This window comes from Streptomyces sp. NPDC088124 (assembly GCF_040685895.1).
In the GTDB taxonomy this organism is placed as follows: Bacteria; Actinomycetota; Actinomycetes; order Streptomycetales; family Streptomycetaceae; genus Streptomyces.
Genome location: NZ_JBFBJB010000047.1, coordinates 31,661 through 48,333 on the forward strand (window position 1 = coordinate 31,661; position 16,673 = coordinate 48,333).

At 72.5% G+C, this 16,673-nt stretch carries 15 protein-coding genes and 1 pseudogene; 14 read left to right on the top strand and 2 right to left on the bottom strand.

Annotated elements, in window-relative coordinates; all coding sequences use genetic code 11:
- Nucleotides 1–318: 318 nt before the first annotated feature.
- The 8 genes from AB0P17_RS31575 (at nt 319) to AB0P17_RS31610 (ending at nt 8,730) form a co-directional block, all read left to right on the top strand.
- Nucleotides 319–1,494, top strand: coding sequence for a radical SAM protein (locus tag AB0P17_RS31575; RefSeq protein WP_365816212.1), 1,176 nt, complete (start codon nt 319–321; stop codon nt 1,492–1,494).
- A 4-nt stretch (nt 1,495–1,498) separates the two neighbouring features.
- The gene (locus AB0P17_RS31580) at nt 1,499–1,798 is read left to right on the top strand and encodes a phosphopantetheine-binding protein (protein WP_365816214.1); all 300 of its coding nucleotides are present in this window, start codon (nt 1,499–1,501) and stop codon (nt 1,796–1,798) included.
- Between the two features lie 11 nt (nt 1,799–1,809).
- Nucleotides 1,810–3,195: a hypothetical protein gene (locus tag AB0P17_RS31585; RefSeq protein ID WP_365816216.1), complete on the top strand. Its 1,386-nt coding sequence runs from the start codon at nt 1,810–1,812 to the stop codon at nt 3,193–3,195.
- On the top strand, nt 3,185–4,234 hold the full coding sequence (locus tag AB0P17_RS31590; protein ID WP_365816218.1) for a Gfo/Idh/MocA family oxidoreductase: 1,050 nt from the start codon (nt 3,185–3,187) through the stop codon (nt 4,232–4,234). Before AB0P17_RS31585 ends, AB0P17_RS31590 begins: the two co-directional genes overlap by 11 nt.
- Nucleotides 4,231–5,238, top strand: coding sequence for a lysylphosphatidylglycerol synthase domain-containing protein (locus tag AB0P17_RS31595; RefSeq protein WP_365816220.1), 1,008 nt, complete (start codon nt 4,231–4,233; stop codon nt 5,236–5,238). The genes AB0P17_RS31590 and AB0P17_RS31595 overlap by 4 nt, the downstream gene beginning before the upstream one ends.
- Complete coding sequence (locus AB0P17_RS31600; protein ID WP_365816222.1) at nt 5,217–6,347, top strand: hypothetical protein; 1,131 nt, start codon at nt 5,217–5,219, stop codon at nt 6,345–6,347. The genes AB0P17_RS31595 and AB0P17_RS31600 overlap by 22 nt, the downstream gene beginning before the upstream one ends.
- Nucleotides 6,344–7,657: a condensation domain-containing protein gene (locus tag AB0P17_RS31605; protein ID WP_365816224.1), complete on the top strand. Its 1,314-nt coding sequence runs from the start codon at nt 6,344–6,346 to the stop codon at nt 7,655–7,657. Before AB0P17_RS31600 ends, AB0P17_RS31605 begins: the two co-directional genes overlap by 4 nt.
- 68 nt (nt 7,658–7,725) lie before the next feature.
- The gene (locus AB0P17_RS31610) at nt 7,726–8,730 is read left to right on the top strand and encodes an LLM class flavin-dependent oxidoreductase (protein ID WP_365816226.1); all 1,005 of its coding nucleotides are present in this window, start codon (nt 7,726–7,728) and stop codon (nt 8,728–8,730) included.
- Nucleotides 8,731–9,001: 271 nt separating this feature from the next.
- On the opposite strand, the pseudogene AB0P17_RS31615 reads toward AB0P17_RS31610, so the two are convergent.
- Together AB0P17_RS31615 and AB0P17_RS31620 are read right to left on the bottom strand one after the other, a co-directional pair.
- Nucleotides 9,002–9,196 (bottom strand): annotated as a pseudogene (locus AB0P17_RS31615) (IS5/IS1182 family transposase); the annotation flags it as partial.
- A 136-nt stretch (nt 9,197–9,332) separates the two neighbouring features.
- A complete protein-coding gene (locus tag AB0P17_RS31620) occupies nt 9,333–10,508 on the bottom strand; it encodes a betaine/proline/choline family ABC transporter ATP-binding protein (protein ID WP_365816228.1) in 1,176 nt (391 codons plus the stop codon).
- Between the two features lie 239 nt (nt 10,509–10,747).
- Here AB0P17_RS31620 and AB0P17_RS31625 point away from each other — a divergent pair, with 239 nt between their 5' ends.
- From AB0P17_RS31625 to AB0P17_RS31650, 6 genes are all read left to right on the top strand, one after another.
- Entirely contained in the window at nt 10,748–12,046 is a 1,299-nt protein-coding gene (locus tag AB0P17_RS31625; protein ID WP_365816230.1) for an alpha/beta fold hydrolase, read from the top strand.
- A gap of 111 nt (nt 12,047–12,157) precedes the next feature.
- The gene (locus AB0P17_RS31630) at nt 12,158–12,490 is read left to right on the top strand and encodes a DUF5133 domain-containing protein (protein ID WP_365816232.1); all 333 of its coding nucleotides are present in this window, start codon (nt 12,158–12,160) and stop codon (nt 12,488–12,490) included.
- A 91-nt stretch (nt 12,491–12,581) separates the two neighbouring features.
- Nucleotides 12,582–13,172: an XRE family transcriptional regulator gene (locus tag AB0P17_RS31635; protein ID WP_365816234.1), complete on the top strand. Its 591-nt coding sequence runs from the start codon at nt 12,582–12,584 to the stop codon at nt 13,170–13,172.
- Between the two features lie 78 nt (nt 13,173–13,250).
- On the top strand, nt 13,251–14,219 hold the full coding sequence (locus AB0P17_RS31640) for an NADPH:quinone oxidoreductase family protein (RefSeq protein WP_365816236.1): 969 nt from the start codon (nt 13,251–13,253) through the stop codon (nt 14,217–14,219).
- Nucleotides 14,216–15,430 carry an acyl-CoA dehydrogenase family protein gene (locus AB0P17_RS31645; RefSeq protein WP_365816238.1) on the top strand — a complete coding sequence of 405 codons (1,215 nt, stop codon included), beginning with the start codon at nt 14,216–14,218 and terminating at the stop codon, nt 15,428–15,430. Before AB0P17_RS31640 ends, AB0P17_RS31645 begins: the two co-directional genes overlap by 4 nt.
- Entirely contained in the window at nt 15,427–16,587 is a 1,161-nt protein-coding gene (locus tag AB0P17_RS31650; protein ID WP_365816240.1) for an acyl-CoA dehydrogenase family protein, read from the top strand. Before AB0P17_RS31645 ends, AB0P17_RS31650 begins: the two co-directional genes overlap by 4 nt.
- Nucleotides 16,588–16,673 lie beyond the last annotated feature (86 nt).

The window sequence follows — 16,673 nt, forward strand, 5'->3', positions numbered from 1 at the left end:
AGTCATGGTGATAACCGTGAGCGCTTCCCCCGTCTTAATTCCGCATACTCTTCAGTGGTTGTATACAATGTTGGCGACCTGGTCTTCGCGAGCCCGCCGGACCGACAATGGGTCACATAACGGGCAATGATCGCCCTGGGGGCAGAACTGTAATTTTACGGGATGATGGGGGTGCGTTCTTTACAGGCGGCGAGACCCGGTGCTTCAATCGATTCACACGTTGCAGCAAATTACTCATCAGTACTGTTGCGGCAATTAACGGGGTACGTAGCTCCACGGTCGTTGGTCTCTCTTTCCGTGCGCCTCGGAGGAAACGCTGTGCATCCCAAAACCGAACGCAGGCTCAACGCCAAAGAGTTCGAGGACTTACGTCGAACCGTCGCCATCCGCGCCGAGACCCGCCGCAACACCGCGCTGGACTCGGGCTACGCGACCCCCATGCCGCGCGAGGTGAGCATGCAGCTCACCTACCGCTGCAACCTCCGCTGCACCCACTGCTACCAGTGGAACGACCAGGGATTCTTCCACGACTACAGCAAGGAGAAGCAGCGCACCGAGCTTGACATCGATGTCGTCGACCGGGTCCTGCGGGCCACCGACGAGCGGCGGGCGAAGGTGTTCATGTGGGGCGGGGAACCGCTCATGCACAGCAAGTTCGGCGACATCGCCGCACTCCTCGCGCGCACCCCCCGGACCGTGGTCATGTGCACCAACGGCCTGCTGGTGGAGCGCAATCTGCCGCATCTGCTGTCCCTGGGCCCCGGGCTGAACCTGCTGGTCAGCCTGGACGGGCTGGACACCGACCACGAGGCCCTGCGCGGCCGCGGCACCTTCCCGCGCACCATACGCAACATCAAGACCCTGCTCGACCTCCAGCGCTCGGGCGAGTACCAGGGCGAGGTCTCGATCTCCTGCATGGTGAGCAACGAGACCGTCGGCAAGATGTACGAGTTCATGGAGTGGGCCGAGGAACTCGGCGTCAACACCGTGTACTTCCAGTTCCCCTGGTACATCAGCCCCCCGGTGGCCGAGTCCATGGACCGGCTGTACGAGGAGTGCTTCGCCTGGCTGAACCCTCCGCCCCCCGGCGCCACACCCACCTGGCACTCGTACACCTACCGGCTGAAGCCGGAGCTCATCGACGTCCTCAAGGACTCGATGACCAGGCTCGCCGCGCGCACCTGGCGGGTACGCATCCGCTACCAGCCGCAGCTGGAGGTCGACGAGGTCAGCGACTTCATCCTCGGCTCGCCCGCGCCGGCCCAGCAGCGCAACCGCTGCCTCGCCGTCTCCAATCGGCTGGAAGTCCATGCCGACGGGAAGGTCAGCTCGTGCAAGTTCTTTCCGGAATTCATTGTCGGAGACCTGTATGAGAACAGCGTCGAGGAGGTATGGCAGAGCGAGACTTTCCGGAAGGTGCGGGAAGTGCTGCGCGGTACGGGACTCATGCCGGTCTGCTCGAAGTGTATTCTTCTCTATCTGAACGGGTCGTGATGAGATGACGGACACGGCGGATGCTCTCACGCAGCGGCCGACGGAAAACCGTTCGGTCGAGGAACGCATAAAAAAGCTGCTGGGCGAAATCATCGGTGACCCCGGGCTTGCCGACGCGCTGACCGGCGAGAGTCATATCATCGAGGATCTCGGGCTGGATTCCATCCAGATGATCAACTTCCTTCTCCGGCTTGAGGACGAATTCGATCTGGAGCTGGACTACGAAAGCCTGACCTTCGAGCAGCTCGGACATATCAAGGAACTGATCCGGTTTGTGACGGCAGAGGCCGACCGCCTGTCATGAAGGCCGGAAAAGTGATCAGACTGGGTGCCTTCGATGCCGAGCGCCGGTGGCGTCCGCGAGGTCTGGCCGTCCTGCCCGCTCTGCGGGACCCGGAAGGGGACCGCACGGTGGCGGCCATGGACGAGCTGCTCGCCGCCGCGTGCGGGCCCACGGATCTGCTGATCACCTCGGCCGAGCCGCCCGGGGCCCTCCTGCGCACGCTCGCCGCGGCCGGCCTGCCCACCCGGCACCGCGTCGCACCGGCGCCCGGACCCGGCAGCCGGCGCGACGCGGCCGGCCCGGACGTCACCGATGCCGCGAACAACGACGCGGTCACCGTCGAGCAGCGGCTGCTGGCCTCGCCGCCCGGCGACCTCGTGGAGTACGGGATCGCGCCGTATGCCGTCCTGCCGGAGACCGCGGCACTGGCCGGTCAGTGCGCGCCCGGCTCGGAACTGCCCGACGCCGACACCGTGCGCGCGGTGTCGTCCAAGACCTGGTCGAACGCGTTCGTACGGAACCACGGGCTGCCAGGGGCCGGCGACACGGTCCGGTCGGTGGCCGAACTCCACGCCCGGATCACCGCGTTCGACGGTGCCACCGCGCTCGTCAAGGACCCGTACGGCGTGGCCGGCCGCGGCACCATCACGGTGTCCTCGCCGCGGGTGTTGCGCTCCGTCACACGGACCCTGGAAGCGCAGGCGGAGCGGGGGGCGGCCGTCGAACTGCTCGTGCAGCGCCAGTACGAGAAGGCCGCCGACTTCTCCGCCCACCTGGAGATCGCTCCGGACGGCACGGTCGACTGGCTCGGCGTCCAGCTCATGCACAACACAGGGTTCTCCTACGCCGGTTCACGCCCGGTCCCCGAGCCGCTGGCCCGACGGCTGGCCGGGTGCGGCTACCGCGAGGTGATGGAGAAAACCGGCGCGGCACTCGCCGCCGCGGGCTACCACGGGCCGGTGTGCGTCGACTCGATGACGCTCCACGACGGCACGCTCGTCCCGGTGCTCGAAATCAACCCGCGGATGTCCATGGGCCTGATCAGCCTGCTGCTCGGGCGGCGCCTCGCCGGTGCGGGCACGTCCGCGCGCCTCGCCGTGCGCGGGTTACGGCTGCCGGCGACCGGCCCCGGACACCCCCGGGACCCGGCCCCCTCGTCGCCGGACGACGAGGCCGGCCGGGTGTCCCGCCGCTACGGCGCCCTGGTCACGGCGCTCGACGGCCAGGACGCGCTGTACCGGGCCGGCGGCACCGGCGTACTCCCGTTGACGGCCAACACGCTGCGCTCGCCCAGGGCGCGGCTGTACTACGCCGTGGTCGCCCGCGACGCGGAGCAGGACCGGCTCCTGGAGGACGCCATGGACCGGGTCGCGCGATCGCTGGAACGTACCGCCGGCGAGGTGTCCCATGCCTCATGAGATCGGACTCATCGGCGCCACCGGGATCGCCGAGCGAGCCGTTCTCGCCCCCGCCGCGCGCCGCGAGGACATCCGGGTGCGGGCGGTCGCCGCCCACACCCCGGACCGTGCCACGGCCTTCCGGGCACGGCACGGCCTGCCGGGCGGCCACGCCGGCTACCGGGAACTGCTGGACGACGAAGCCGTGGACACGGTCTACATCTCCCTGCACAACACCGCGCACGCCCAGTGGGCGGTCGAGGCGGCCCGGGCGGCCAAGAACGTCGTGATCGAGAAACCGCTGTGCCTGGGGCGCCGGGAGCTGCACGCGCTGCGCCACGCGGCCTCGGCCACCGGAGTGCACGTCGTCGAGGCGGTGATGACCGCGGACCATCCCTGGCAGGCCGCCGTACGGGACCTGATCGACTCGGCGGAGCTGGGCGCGCTCACCGCGATCCACTCGTACATCGGCTTCGAGCCCCCCGACCGCCGCGGTTACCGCTTCCGGCCCGAACTGGGCGGCGGCGCCTTCCTCGACACGGCGAGCTACTGGCTGCAGGCGGTGCAGGCCACCGCCGGGCTCGACGGCGCCACCCCAGGCGGCCGTTCGGACTTCGGCGGGCCCGGCGGCGTGGACCTGGAGTTCACCGCGACCCTCGACCTGCCGTCCGGGGCGCGCGCCACCCTGCACGCGACGCTGGGCGAGGGATACCGGGCGGACCACGAGTTCGTCTTCACCCGCGGCCGGGTGCGGCTGCGCAACTTCCTGCGGCCCGCGGCGGGGCCGCTCCCGGTGAACCTGCACATCGCGCCCGACGGCGCCCCCCGCCGCGTGCTGTCGTTCCCCGCGTCCTGCTACTACGACGACCAGCTGGACCGCTTCCTCACCCGGGTGTCCGCGCCGCCCGCCGACCAGTGGCGCGCGGTGGCCGAGCGGGTGTCCCTCATGGAGGACTGCTACCTCGCCGCCCTCGCAGCCCCCGGCGCGTCCCGCGCGAGGACGGCCCCCTCCGGGGCCCGCGGCGCCCTCGCCGCTCCCGGCGCGGGGACCGGCCGGTGACCCCGGCCGGCGGGCCGGCCGGGAAACGGGCGGGACACGCCGTCAGCCTCGCCGTGACCCTGGTGGCGGCCGGGGGCATCTGCTGGTGGGCCCTGCGCGGCGTGGACGGGGCCGCGCTGGCCCAGGCGCTGGGGAAGGCGGACGTGCCCGTGGCCGTCCTCTCGGCCCTCGGGTACACCGCCGCGTTCTACGCGCTCGACGTGGCCGGCTTCACCCTGGTGTACCGGCGCCACCTCGCCCCGGACGTGCCCACCCGGGAGGTGGCCACCGTCGTGTGCGGCAAGCAGCTGCTGGGGCTGATCTTCCCGCCGCTGACCAAGGTGGTGGCCCCCCTGTACTTCCGCAGGCGCTGGGGGGTCGGGGCGGCGCGCACACTGGGCGCCACCGAGGTGCTGACCGTCGCGGACGGCATCGTGGTCCTGGCCTGCATCGGCGCCGGCGCGACGCTGGGGAGCGGGCTGCCGGGCGGTGCCGCGCTGCTGAGCATCGGGCCCGCCGCCGGCCTGGCGGTCTTCCTGCTGTGGGTCTGGCTGCCGGCCGGCCGACGGATTTTCCCCCGCCTCCGCGACAGCGCGTTCCTGTCGGTGTTCGTACGGACCGGACCGGCCGAGATGGCGGTCCAGCTGGCGTTGCGCGCCGGTCTGGTCCTGGCCATGTTCGCGGCGTGGTGGCTGCTGATCTCGGCGATGGGCCTGGACCTGGGGCTCCAGCACCTGGCGCAGTTCTGCGCGGTGTTCCTGTTCGCCACCCAACTCCCCCTCTCCATCGGCGGATACGGCGGCCCGCAGGGCGTGTGCGTGCTGCTGCTCGCCGACACCTGGCACGTGTTGTCCCGTACCGACGCCGTCGCGCTGAGCCTGCTCTGGTCGACGCTGTACCTGCTGTCGCGCGCGACCGTCAGCGCGTTCTTCGTCCTGCCGATGGTCCGGCTGCTGAGCGGGGGGAACACTCCGCCCGACGGGCCGGAGAAAGGAGCGCGGCCGTGGACCGGGAGCGCCCTGTGATCGCCGTTCTGACCTCGGGCGTGGCGCTGGGCGTCCATGTGCCGGGACTGCTGCTGGCCCGACGGCTCGACGAGAGCGGTGTACCGGTCCGCGTCGACGTGCTGGAGCGCTGCCTGCCCGCGGACAAGCGGGAGCGGATACCCGCGTCGAAGCGCAGCTTCCACCGGGACTTCCGGGTGGCGCTGGCCGGACAGCGGCTCTCCAGGGGCAACACCACCGCCCTGGAGGACGATGAGGTCGAACGGCTGCTCCGCGAGTGGGAGGCCGACCGGGTCGACCTGCTCGTACTGCTCTCCGGGTTCTGGCTGCCCGCCGCCCACCGCTACGCCGCCCGCCACCCCGGCGTGCGCATCCATGCCTGCCACGTCGACTCGGTCCTCTCACCGTCGTTCACGTCGGCTGCCGCCGGGGTGCCCGCCGCGCGGCGCGCCGCCGGCACGTTCCGCGACATCTGGCTGCTGGAGGAGCACGCGGGCGGCGTGGCCCGCACCATCCCGGTGAGCCCGGCGCCGCCCGTGGCCTGGTCCCGGCGGGCCCCCCGCTACCTGGTGCACGGCGGCGGTTGGGGGATGGGTACCTACGCGGGACGCTCCCAGGAGATGAGCCGCCACGGGCTTGCGCTGGACATCGTGGTGTACGAGCCCGCCGACGTCACCGGCACGGACCCGGACGGCGGCGCGGGGCGCCCCATCGACGGCCACCGGTACTTCATGCTCGACCCGGACTGGCACCCCTGGCACGACACCGGGTTCCCGCCGTTCGGCCGCATCCGGCGCGACGGCACGGCCGACTTCCGGCGCGGCCGGCACCACCACGACGCGTTCCATCTCACCCGCGAGGCGACCGCGGTGGTCAGCAAGCCGGGCGGCGGCACCCTGATGGACTCCCTCGCGGCCGCCACGCCGGTGGTGCTCCTCGAACCCTTCGGCGAACACGAGGCGGTCAACGCCCGGCTCTGGGAGCGGCTCGGCTTCGGAATCTCCTACGACGCGTGGGCGGACAGCGGTTGGTCCCGCGCGCTCCTGGAGCCGCTGCACCACAACCTGCTCCGGGCACGCGGCCGTGCCGCCAGCTACTCCGACCTTCTGATCGAGGAGACGACGCGATGAGACACGAGATGTCGCTGTTCCAGCGGGTGGCCATGCAGACCGAGAAGATCAGGCCCGGCTATCTCACCAACCCGCGGGCCACCCTGAACATCGTGGTCGACATCAGCGGTCCGCTGGACACGGACGTCCTGGGCGCGGCGTTCCGCGAACTGGTGGAGCGCAACGAAACCCTGCGGGCACGGCCGATACCGGACTCCACCCGCACGGAGGCCGTCCCGGGCGCCGATGGCGTCGAGCTGCGTCCGGTCGAGTCGTCCGGCTCACCGGAACAGGACGCGGAGCGGCTGGCCGCCCTGCTCCAGGAGACCCGTATCGACATCGACGCACCCCCGTTGGTACGGGGCCACCTGGTCGCCACCGGCGCCCGGCGGCACCTGCTGGGGCTGGTCTTCCACCACTTCGCCGTCGACCCGTCCTCGCTGCGCCACGCGCTGGCCGAACTCTGCGGGCTCTACACCGCGTTGCTCGCCGGGCGTGAGCTGCCGCCGGTGCCGCTGCCGTACAGCCAGTACGCCCAATGGCAGAACAAGCGGCTGACCGAGCGTGCGGCGGCCGACCGGGCAGGGTGGCAGAGGGCTCTGGGAGACCTGCCGGTGCCGGTCTACCGCCGGGACACCCCTTTCCGGCCGTCGGCCCCGGTGAACGGCCGGGTACTGCGCATGGAGGTGCTGGGCGACACCAGGACCGAGGCGGTGCTCGACTGGTCGCGCGTCCATCGCAGCACGGTGTTCACCACCCTGCTGGCCGCGTACGGGCTCGCCCTGCGGTCCCGCGCGGAGACCGACGACCTCGTGGTGGCCTCGGTGTTCGAGCAGCGCGACCACCCCGGGGTCCGGAAGCTGGTCGGACCGTTCGTCTACCCCACCCTGCTGCCGCTGCGGGTCCGCCCCGGCGGTCTCACCGCGGAGTACGTCGGCGAGGTCCGCTCGGCGGTCATCGAGGCCTACGGACGCGCCCAGTTCCCGGTCGTCGAACTGCTCGGACTGGCACCGCAGTTCGCGCCCGGCGTGCTGGGCACCGCCCCGTCCTGGTTCCGGATGTTCGAGTACCTGCCCAGCAGGGACACCGTCCCGTACGCCTTCGGAGCGGCGCTGGGGACGGTCACTCACTCCGCCGGGAACCAGGCCGAAGCCAACCACTTCGGGCAGTTCATGCGGGTGCGCCGGGCACCGGACGGCGCCCTGATGGGGCGGATCGGCTACGACGCCAACGACATGACCGAGGACAGTGTGCTGGCGTTCGTCGACGACTTCCGCGGCCACCTGACCTCGCTGGTGACGCGACGGACCGCCGCGCCGGCACACCGCTGACACCCGGACAGGACGCGGGCCCCCGGACCGTACGCGAGCGGCGGACGGGGAGCAGAACGGAGAGCATCGTGGCATACACCTTCGACGTCTACGGCACGGCCTTACCGGGGCGACCGAGCGAGCAGAACTCCCTCGCCAGCATCGGCGCGCTCGCCCAGCGGGCAGAGCGCTTCGGCTACGAGGGTCTGCTGGTCTTCTACAACCACGAGAACCTCGACCCCTGGGTCGTGTCGGCGGCGATGACGCAGCACACCAAGACCCTGGTGCCGCTGGTCGCCGTACAGCCGTACGCCATGCCGCCGTACACCGCGGCGAAGCTGATTCACGGCATGGCGTCCCTGTACGAACGGCGGTTGGACGTCAACCTGATCACCGGCGGCATCAAGGGTGAGCTCGACCAGGTCGGCGACCGCGCCGACCACGACGAGAGGTACGAGCGGGCGGCGGAGTACATGACCGTCGTACGCGCCCTGCTCGACTCCGACGGTCCGGTGGACCACGAGGGCCGCCACTACCGCTTCCGGGGCCTGCGGACCTTCTCCCGACTGCCGGCCGCCCTCCGGCCCCGGGTCTTCGTGGCGGGATCCTCGAAGGCCAGCCTCGCGGCGGTCGGCAGCGTGGGCGATGTCGCGGTCACCCACCCCGAGCCGACGGCCGCGTTCGCCGAGACGTTCGTGGCGCCCCGCCTGGGGGACCCGCAGGCGCTGGGCATCCGCGTCGGGCTGGTCGCCCGGCGCACCGACGAGGAGGCGTGGGCGGAGGCCCGCGGCCGTTATGTCGGCGACCGCCGCTCGCGGGCGATGACCGCCATGAAGACCCGGTCGGAGTCGGACTGGAACCGGCGGATCGCGGCGCTGGCCATGAGCGGCGACACCCACGACGACGTCTACTGGACCGGCGCCTACCAGGCCGAGAAGGGCCTGATGCCGCTGCTCGTCGGCAGCTACGACCGAGTGGCGGAGTACCTGGAGGGCTACCTGTCGCTGGGGGTCAGCAAGCTGCTCCTGGGCGGGGTGCTCAGCGAGAGCGACTTCCACCACAACGACGCCGTCCTGTCCCGGCTCAGGTCCTGACCCTGCCGCATGCCGGCCGGGAATCCGGTACGCCGCCGCGTCGGCGTTCCGGTCGGTGCATCCGTGGCTTCACCTTCGGCTCCACAGCGCCCCGGGCGCAGGCCCGTCACCCGGCGTACCAGGATGACGGTCACGGCGCCGGCAGCCGTCGTGCTGACCTGGCCCGGCATCGCGCAGGCGGCTCCGCGGTCCACCGCCACCATCACCGCCACGGAGCGGGCGGCTGCCGACATCACCTGGACCCTCGTCCGGGCGGGCAACCCGACGCGGTCTTGTCGAAGGCCGGGGTCCGTCCTCCCCGGCTCGCATGGCGAACGCGGTCGGCGCTCTGGTCGCGGCGCTCGGGGATGGTCGCCTTGATGCCCCGGCGCCGTAGGAGGCGGCGGATCTTCCGTGAGGAACAGACCTTGTCCGCCACCACCCGGTCGGGCTTGGTTCGCCGCCGTCCGGCGCCGACGCGTGGGACGGCGGATCGCGTCGAGCACGGCGGGGAGCATCGCGCAGTCGGTCGTTCGGATCATGCTGGGCTCGCGTGCCCGCAGTGACATCTGCCGCTGACGCGGCGGGCGCTCCCTGATCCAGCCTGATCCGAACGAAAGACCCTAGGCGTCCGCGACCGAGTCGAAGTCGACCTCGCCCCGGCCGATGCCCTGCGCGTCCGCGTCGACCGAGCGGCGCAGCGCCTCGTGGAGCTTGGCCGGGGTCAGCACCCCGGCGAAGCGCGCCCCGTCCAGCACCGCCACCCACCCCGCGTCGTGCTGGAGCATCTCGCTGAACGCCTGCTTCAGCGGCGAGCCGAGCGGCACCCACGCCTCCATCCGCCGGGCGTGGTCCCCCACCGTGCCGGGCTCGGACCCGTCGGTCCCCGCGCGGGCCGGCGCGCCGGCCGCGATCCACCCGTGCAGCTCGCCCGCGTCGTTCAGCACCACCGCCCAGCGGGCCCCCTCCGCACGCATCCGCGCCGCCGCGTCCCGCGCGGGCTCCCCGGTCCTGGCGACGGGCGGCTGCTCCAGATCGGCCGTCTCGACCGCGGTCACCGAGAGCCGTTTCAGCCCCCGGTCGGCACCGACGAACCGGGCCACGTACGGCGTCGCCGGGGTGCCGAGCACCGCGCCCGGGGTGTCGAACTGCTCGATGCGCCCTTCCCCGTACACGGCGATGCGGTCGCCCATCCGTACCGCCTCCTCGATGTCGTGGGTCACCAGCAGCACGGTCTTGCGCACCGTCGCCTGGAGCTTCAGGAACTCGTTCTGCAGCCGCTCGCGCACCACCGGGTCCACCGCGCCGAACGGCTCGTCCATCAGCAGCACCGGCGGATCGGCGGCCAGGGCGCGCGCCACCCCGACCCGCTGGCGCTGTCCGCCCGAGAGCTGCGCGGGGTAGCGCGGACCGTATGTCGCCGGGTCGAGCCCCACCAGTTCCAGCAGCTCCGCCGCCCGCTCGCGCGCCCTCGCCCTCTTCCAGCCGAGCAGCGTGGGGACGGTCGCGGTGTTGTCGAGGACCGTACGGTGCGGGAACAACCCGACCTGCTGGATGACATAGCCGATCCGGCGGCGCAGCGCGACCGGGTCGACCCCGGAGACGTCCCGGCCCTCGACGAGGACCCGGCCCGAGGTGGGCTCGATCAGCCGGTTCACCATCATCATCGTGGTCGTCTTGCCGCACCCCGAGGGCCCCACCAGCGTCACCAACTCGCCCTCGCGCACCTCGAAGGACAGGTCGTCCACGGCCGCCGTACCGTCCGGGTAGACCTTGCCGACCTGCTCGAACCGGATCATGACCTCACGCTAGGAGCGGCCGGTCCCGCCCGCACACGGGCCGCGACTGTCCGGGGCACCGGCGTCCCGGTCGGTGGCCCGCTCGGCGCCCCGGGGCAGCGGCGGCTGAACACGCACCGTGCCCGCTCCGTATCCACCGGGGCGGGCCGAGGTGCCCGCCGGCCGTGTGCTGAAATGTCCGGCGTGACTGCCCCGGTGGTGCCCGACCGCCTCGGGGGCGCGAGAACAGGAGCCCTTTCTTGACCAGTTACCGCCAGCCCGGCGTCGTCCTCACCGACCACCGCTTCACGGTCCCGCTGGACCACGGCGATCCGGGCGGCGAGCGGATCGAACTGTTCGCGCGCGAGGTCGTGTCGAGCGCGCGGGCCGGCGCGGAACTGCCCTGGCTGCTCTACCTGGAGGGAGGGCCCGGCTTCGGCGCGCGCCGGTTCACCGGCAGACAGGCATGGCTCGGGCGCGCCCTGACGGAGTTCCGGGTACTCCTGCTCGACCAGCGGGGCACCGGCCTCTCCACACCCGTCAACCGGCAGACCCTGCCGCTGCACGGCGGCCCGCGCGCGCAGGCCGACCACCTCGCCCACTTCCGCGCCGACTCCATCGTCCGCGACTGCGAGACCATCCGCCCGCTGCTCACCGGCGGCGCCCCCTGGACCGTACTCGGCCAGAGCTTCGGCGGCTTCTGCGCCACCCACTACCTCTGCGCCGCTCCCGAGGGCCTGGACACCGTCCTGATCACCGGGGGACTGCCGTCCCTGGACGCCACCGCGGACGAGGTCTACCGCGCCGCGTACCCGCGGATCGCGCGCAAGGTGGAGGCACACTACGCCCGTTACCCCCAGGACATCGAACGCGCCCGCGCCGTCGCGCGGTACGTCGCCGAGCACCGGCCGGTCCTGCCCGGGGGATACACCCTCACACCGGAGGCGTTCCAGTCCCTCGGCATCGTGCTCGGCGCGGGGGACGGCAGCCATCAGCTCCACTACCTGCTGGAGAACGCCTTCGTCCGCACCCCCAAGGGCCCCGCCCTCTCCGACGCCTTCCAGGAGAACGTGGCCTCGTCCCTCTCCTTCGCCGGACACCCGCTGTACGCGCTGGTCCACGAGGCGATCTACGGGCAGGGCGGCCGGGCCACCGACTGGGCCGCCGAGCGGGTACGGGGCGAGTTCACCCGGTTCGACGCGGCCAGGACCCTCGCCGGGGAGGGCCCGCTCTACTTCACCGGCGAGTCCGTCCACCCCTGGCACTTCGAGAACGACCCGGCGCTGCGCCCCCTGCGCGAGACCGCCGAACTGCTCGCCGCCCGCACCGACTGGCCCGCCCTGTACGACACGGCGCGGCTGGCCGCCAACGAGGTGCCGGTCGCGGCGGCCGTCTACCACGACGACATGTACGTCGACACGGAGCACTCGCTGCGCACCGCGCGCGCCATCCGCGGCCTGCGCACCTGGGTCACCGACGAGTTCGAGCACGACGGGGTACGGGCGGGCGGCCCGCGCGTCCTGGACCGGCTGCTGGCGCTGGCCCGCGGCGAGAGCTGAGCCTCCGGGGCCCGCCGCGCGGATGCGGCGCGCCGGGGGGAGAATGACGCTCAGGGGACTGTGTCAGGCTGTGCGCGACGACTGGTCCCCGCCGAAGCGGAGGTGGTGGACATGCTGCTGCCGGACAGACATCTTGTCGCCGATCTCCTGGCCCGCTACCGGGCCTGGGAACGGCTGGTGCTCGTCGATCCGCTGGACGTGACGACCCGCAGACGCTTCGAGGACGTGGCGTACACCCTCTGCGTCCTCATGGGACAGCGCACCGCGCGGGAGGCGATCTGGCAGGCGGAGGCGTATCTGCGCAGGATCCGGCCGGTCCCGATCTTCCCGGACGGTACCGAGCCGGACGGTACGGGGGCGAACCGTACGAGGCCGGACCATTCCAGGCCGGACCGTTCGAGGCCGGACGGGAGACGGGCGGGCATGACCCGGGCGGACGGCTGAGCGCCCCGCGGCGCCCCGCGGCGGCCCGGCCGGCGCCCGGCCGTCACTGTGCCGGATTGACAAACGGGCGTGCTGTTTCTGCAATGTACGGATGGACGAAGACCCCCGGCTCGACGACGTGCTGAACCAGGTGGGACCCCGGCTGCGCCGGATCAGGCGCGAGCGCGGGGCCACTCTGGGCGCGCTCTCCGCCGCCACCGGCATCTCCGTGAGCACCCTCTCCCGGCTGGAGTCCGGCCACCGCAGGCCCAGCCTCGAAGTGCTGCTGCCCATCGCCCGCGCCCACCAGGTGCCGCTCGACGAGCTGGTCGGCGCGCCCGAGGTGGGCGACCCCCGGATCCGCTCCAAGCCGATCGTGCGCGGCGGCCGTACGATGCTGCCGCTCACCCGCCAGCCGGGCGGCCTGCGGGCGTACAAGGTGGTGGAGGAGTACACGCCCGACCACTGCGACGAGGAGCAGCGGACCCACGAGGGGTACGAGTGGCTGTTCGTCCTCTCCGGGCGGCTGCGGCTGCGGCTCGGCGATCACGATGTGGTGATGGGCCCGGGAGAGGCGGCCGAGTTCGACACGCGGGTCCCGCACTGGTTCGGCCCGGCCGGGGAGGCGCCCGTGGAGTTCCTGAGCCTCTTCGGCCCGCAGGGCGAGCGGATGCATGTCAGGGCGCGGCCGAAGACGTCCTGAGCGGGCTGTTCCCAGCGCGACAAGCGACCGCTTAGTATGCGCAGGGACGTGGTACCGACCCCGTGTGTGGAGGCCCGAATGCTGGCATGGCGCGTGCACAGGAACGGCGAGCCCGCGGAGGTGATGCGGCTGGAGGAGACCGAGCTTCCGGTGCCCGGCGCCGGGCAGGTCCGGCTGCGGGTCAGGGCGGCGAACATCAACTTCCCGGACGCCCTGCTCTGCCGGGGCCAGTACCAGGTACGGCCGCCGCTGCCCTTCACCCCGGGCGTGGAGATCTGCGGCGAGACCGAGGACGGCCGCCGCGTCATCGCCACACCGGAACTGCCGCACGGCGGCCTGGCCGAGTACGTCGTGGCAGACGAGACGGCGCTGCTGCCCGCGCCCGGCACACTGGACGACGCCGAGGCCGCCGCGCTCCACATCGGCTACCAGACCGGCTGGTTCGCCCTGCACCGGCGGGCCGCCATCAAGCCGGGGGAGACCCTGCTCGTCCACGCCGCGGCCGGCGGCGTCGGCAGCGCCGCCGTCCAGCTCGGCAAGGCGGCGGGGGCCACCGTCATCGGGGTCGCCGGAGGCCGCAACAAGACCGCGGTGGCCCGGGAGATGGGGTGCGACGTGGTCATCGACCGCCGCACGGACGACATCGTCGCGGCCGTCAAGGAGGCCACCGGAGGCCGGGGCGCGGACGTCGTCTACGACCCGGTGGGCGGCGACGCGTACACCGCGTCCGCCAGGAGCGTCGCCTTCGAGGGCCGGATCGTCGTCGTCGGCTTCGCGAGCGGGACGATCCCGAGCCCCGCCCTCAACCACGCCCTGGTGAAGAACTACACGATCATGGGGCTCCACTGGGGCCTCTACAACTCCAAGGACCCGTCGGCGGTGGCGCGTTGCCACGAGGAACTGACCGCGCTGGCGGCCCGGGGCGCGATCAGGCCGCTCATCAGCGAGCGGGCCGAGATGAAGGGCGGCGCCGACGCCGTGCAGCGCGTCGCCGACGGCGCCACCACGGGCCGGGTGGTCGTCCTCCCCGCGGGGGAGCTCCGGTGACCGCTGCCGCCGACGTCCCCGACGCCGCCGAACTCCGCTCCCGTACCAGGGAACTGCTGGCCGGACACCCGCCGGCCACCACCGGACGCACCGACTTCCTCAGGGCGCGCTTCGACGCCGGACTCGCCTGGGTGCACTACCCGGCCGGGCTCGGCGGACTCGACGCGCCGCGCTCCCTCCAGGCGGTCGTGGACGCCGAACTCGCCGCCGCCGGCGCGCCCGACAACGACCCCCGGCGGATCGGCATCGGCCTCGGCATGGCCGCGCCGACCATCCTGCGGTACGGCACCCGGGAACAGAAGGAGCGCTTCCTGCGGCCTCTGTGGGTCGGCGAGGAGGTGTGGTGCCAGCTCTTCAGCGAGCCCGGCGCGGGCTCCGACCTGGCGGCCCTCGGCACCCGCGCGGTGCGTGAGGGCGGCGGCCAGGACACCGGTGACTGGATCGTCAACGGCCAGAAGGTGTGGACGTCCAGCGCCCATCTCGCCCGCTGGGCCATCCTCATCGCCCGTACCGATCCCGAGCTGCCCAAACACCAGGGCATCAGCTACTTCCTCTGCGACATGACCGCACCGGGCGTCGAGGTACGGCCGCTGCGCCAGATCACCGGCGAGGCGGAGTTCAACGAGGTCTTCCTCACCGACGTCCGCATCCCCGACAGCCACCGGCTCGGCGCGATCGGCGAGGGCTGGAAGGTCGCGCAGACCACGCTGATGAACGAACGGGTCTCGATCGGCGGCGCCCGCCTGCCCCGCGAGGGCGGCATGATCGGCAAGGCCGCCGCCACCTGGCGCGAGCGGCCGGAGCTGCGCACCCACGATCTGCACCGGCGGCTGCTCACCCTCTGGGTGGAGGCCGAGGTCGCCCGGCTCACCGGCGAGCGGCTGCGCCAGCAGCTCGTCGCGGGCCAGCCGGGGCCCGAGGGAAGCGGGATGAAGCTCGCCTTCGCCCGCCTCAACCAGGAGATCAGCGGCCTGGAGGTGGAACTCCTCGGCGAAGAGGGCCTGCTGTACTCGGACTGGACCCTGCGCCGGCCCGAACTGGTCGACTTCACCGGACGCGACGCCGGATACCGCTATCTGCGGTCCAAGGGCAACTCCATCGAGGGCGGTACGAGCGAGGTCCTCCTCAACATCGTCGCCGAACGCGTCCTCGGTCTGCCCCCGGAGCCGCGCAACGACAAGGACGTCCCCTGGAAGGACCTGACCCGGTGACCACGCAGCCCGCCCCCGCCGCGACCTCCCCCGACCTGCTCTACTCGGAGACCGAGGACGATCTGCGGGCCGCCGTACGGTCGTTGCTCACCGACCGGGCCGACCTGCCGGCCACCCTCGCCCGCGCCGAGTCCGGCGACCCCTACGACCCCGGGCTGTGGACCTCGCTCACCGCCGGGATCGGCGTGGCGGGGCTGCTCGTCCCGGAGAAGCTGGGCGGCCAGGGCGCGGGCCACCGGGAGGCCGCGGTCGTCCTGGAGGAGCTGGGCCGCGCCGTCACCCCCGCGCCCTATCTCACCAGTTCGGTGGTGGCGACCGAGACCCTGCTCGGCTGTGACGGGGAGAGCACGGAGTCCACGGATGTCGCGGGGCTCCTCACCGCGCTGGCGAGCGGTCACCGTACCGCCGTGCTCGCCCTGCCGCTCACCACCGCCCCGGACGCGCCGCTCCCCTTCGCGGGGGACGCCGTGGCCTCCGGGGCCCCGGAGGGGGCGGCGACCACGGTGAGCGCCGTCGCCGACGCCGCCCGCGCCGACGTGCTGCTCCTCCCGCGCGCCGACGGTCTGTACGCCGTCGAGACGGCGGCGCCCGGGGTCACCGTCGAGCCGCTGCCCCCCCTCGACCTGACCCGCCCGCTCGCCACCGTCACGGTCGCGGCCGGCCACGGCGTCCGGATCGCCGACGCCGCCACGGGAGAGGCCGCCGTACGGCGCGGACTGCTGGCCGGCGCCGGACTGCTCGCCTCCGAACAGCTCGGCCTCGCCGAGTGGTGCCTGGAGGAGACCGTCCGGCACACCCGCGAGCGCCACCAGTTCAACCGCCCCGTCGGCTCCTTCCAGGCACTCAAGCACCGGATGGCGCAGCTCTGGCTGGAGGTCGTCTCGGCCCGCGCCGCCGCCCGCAACGCCGCCGACGCACTCGCCACCGGCGACCCCGGGGCCCCGCTCGCCGTGGCCGTCGCCCAGGCGTACTGCGGGCGCGTCGCCGTCCACGCCGCCGAGGAGTGCGTCCAGCTCCACGGCGGGACCGGCATGACCTGGGAGCACCCCGTGCACCTGTACCTCAAGCGCGCCAAGTCCGACGAGAGCGCGCTCGGTTCGCCCGGCGCACACCGGGAACGCCTGGCCGGCCTGGTGGACCTCCCCGGACCGGGATGACGGGGGGCACGCCGGGGAGCGGCACCGTCGGGTGGCTGAATCGAGGATGGCGGGTGGACGAACACTGCGCGGCACAGCCTTGATTC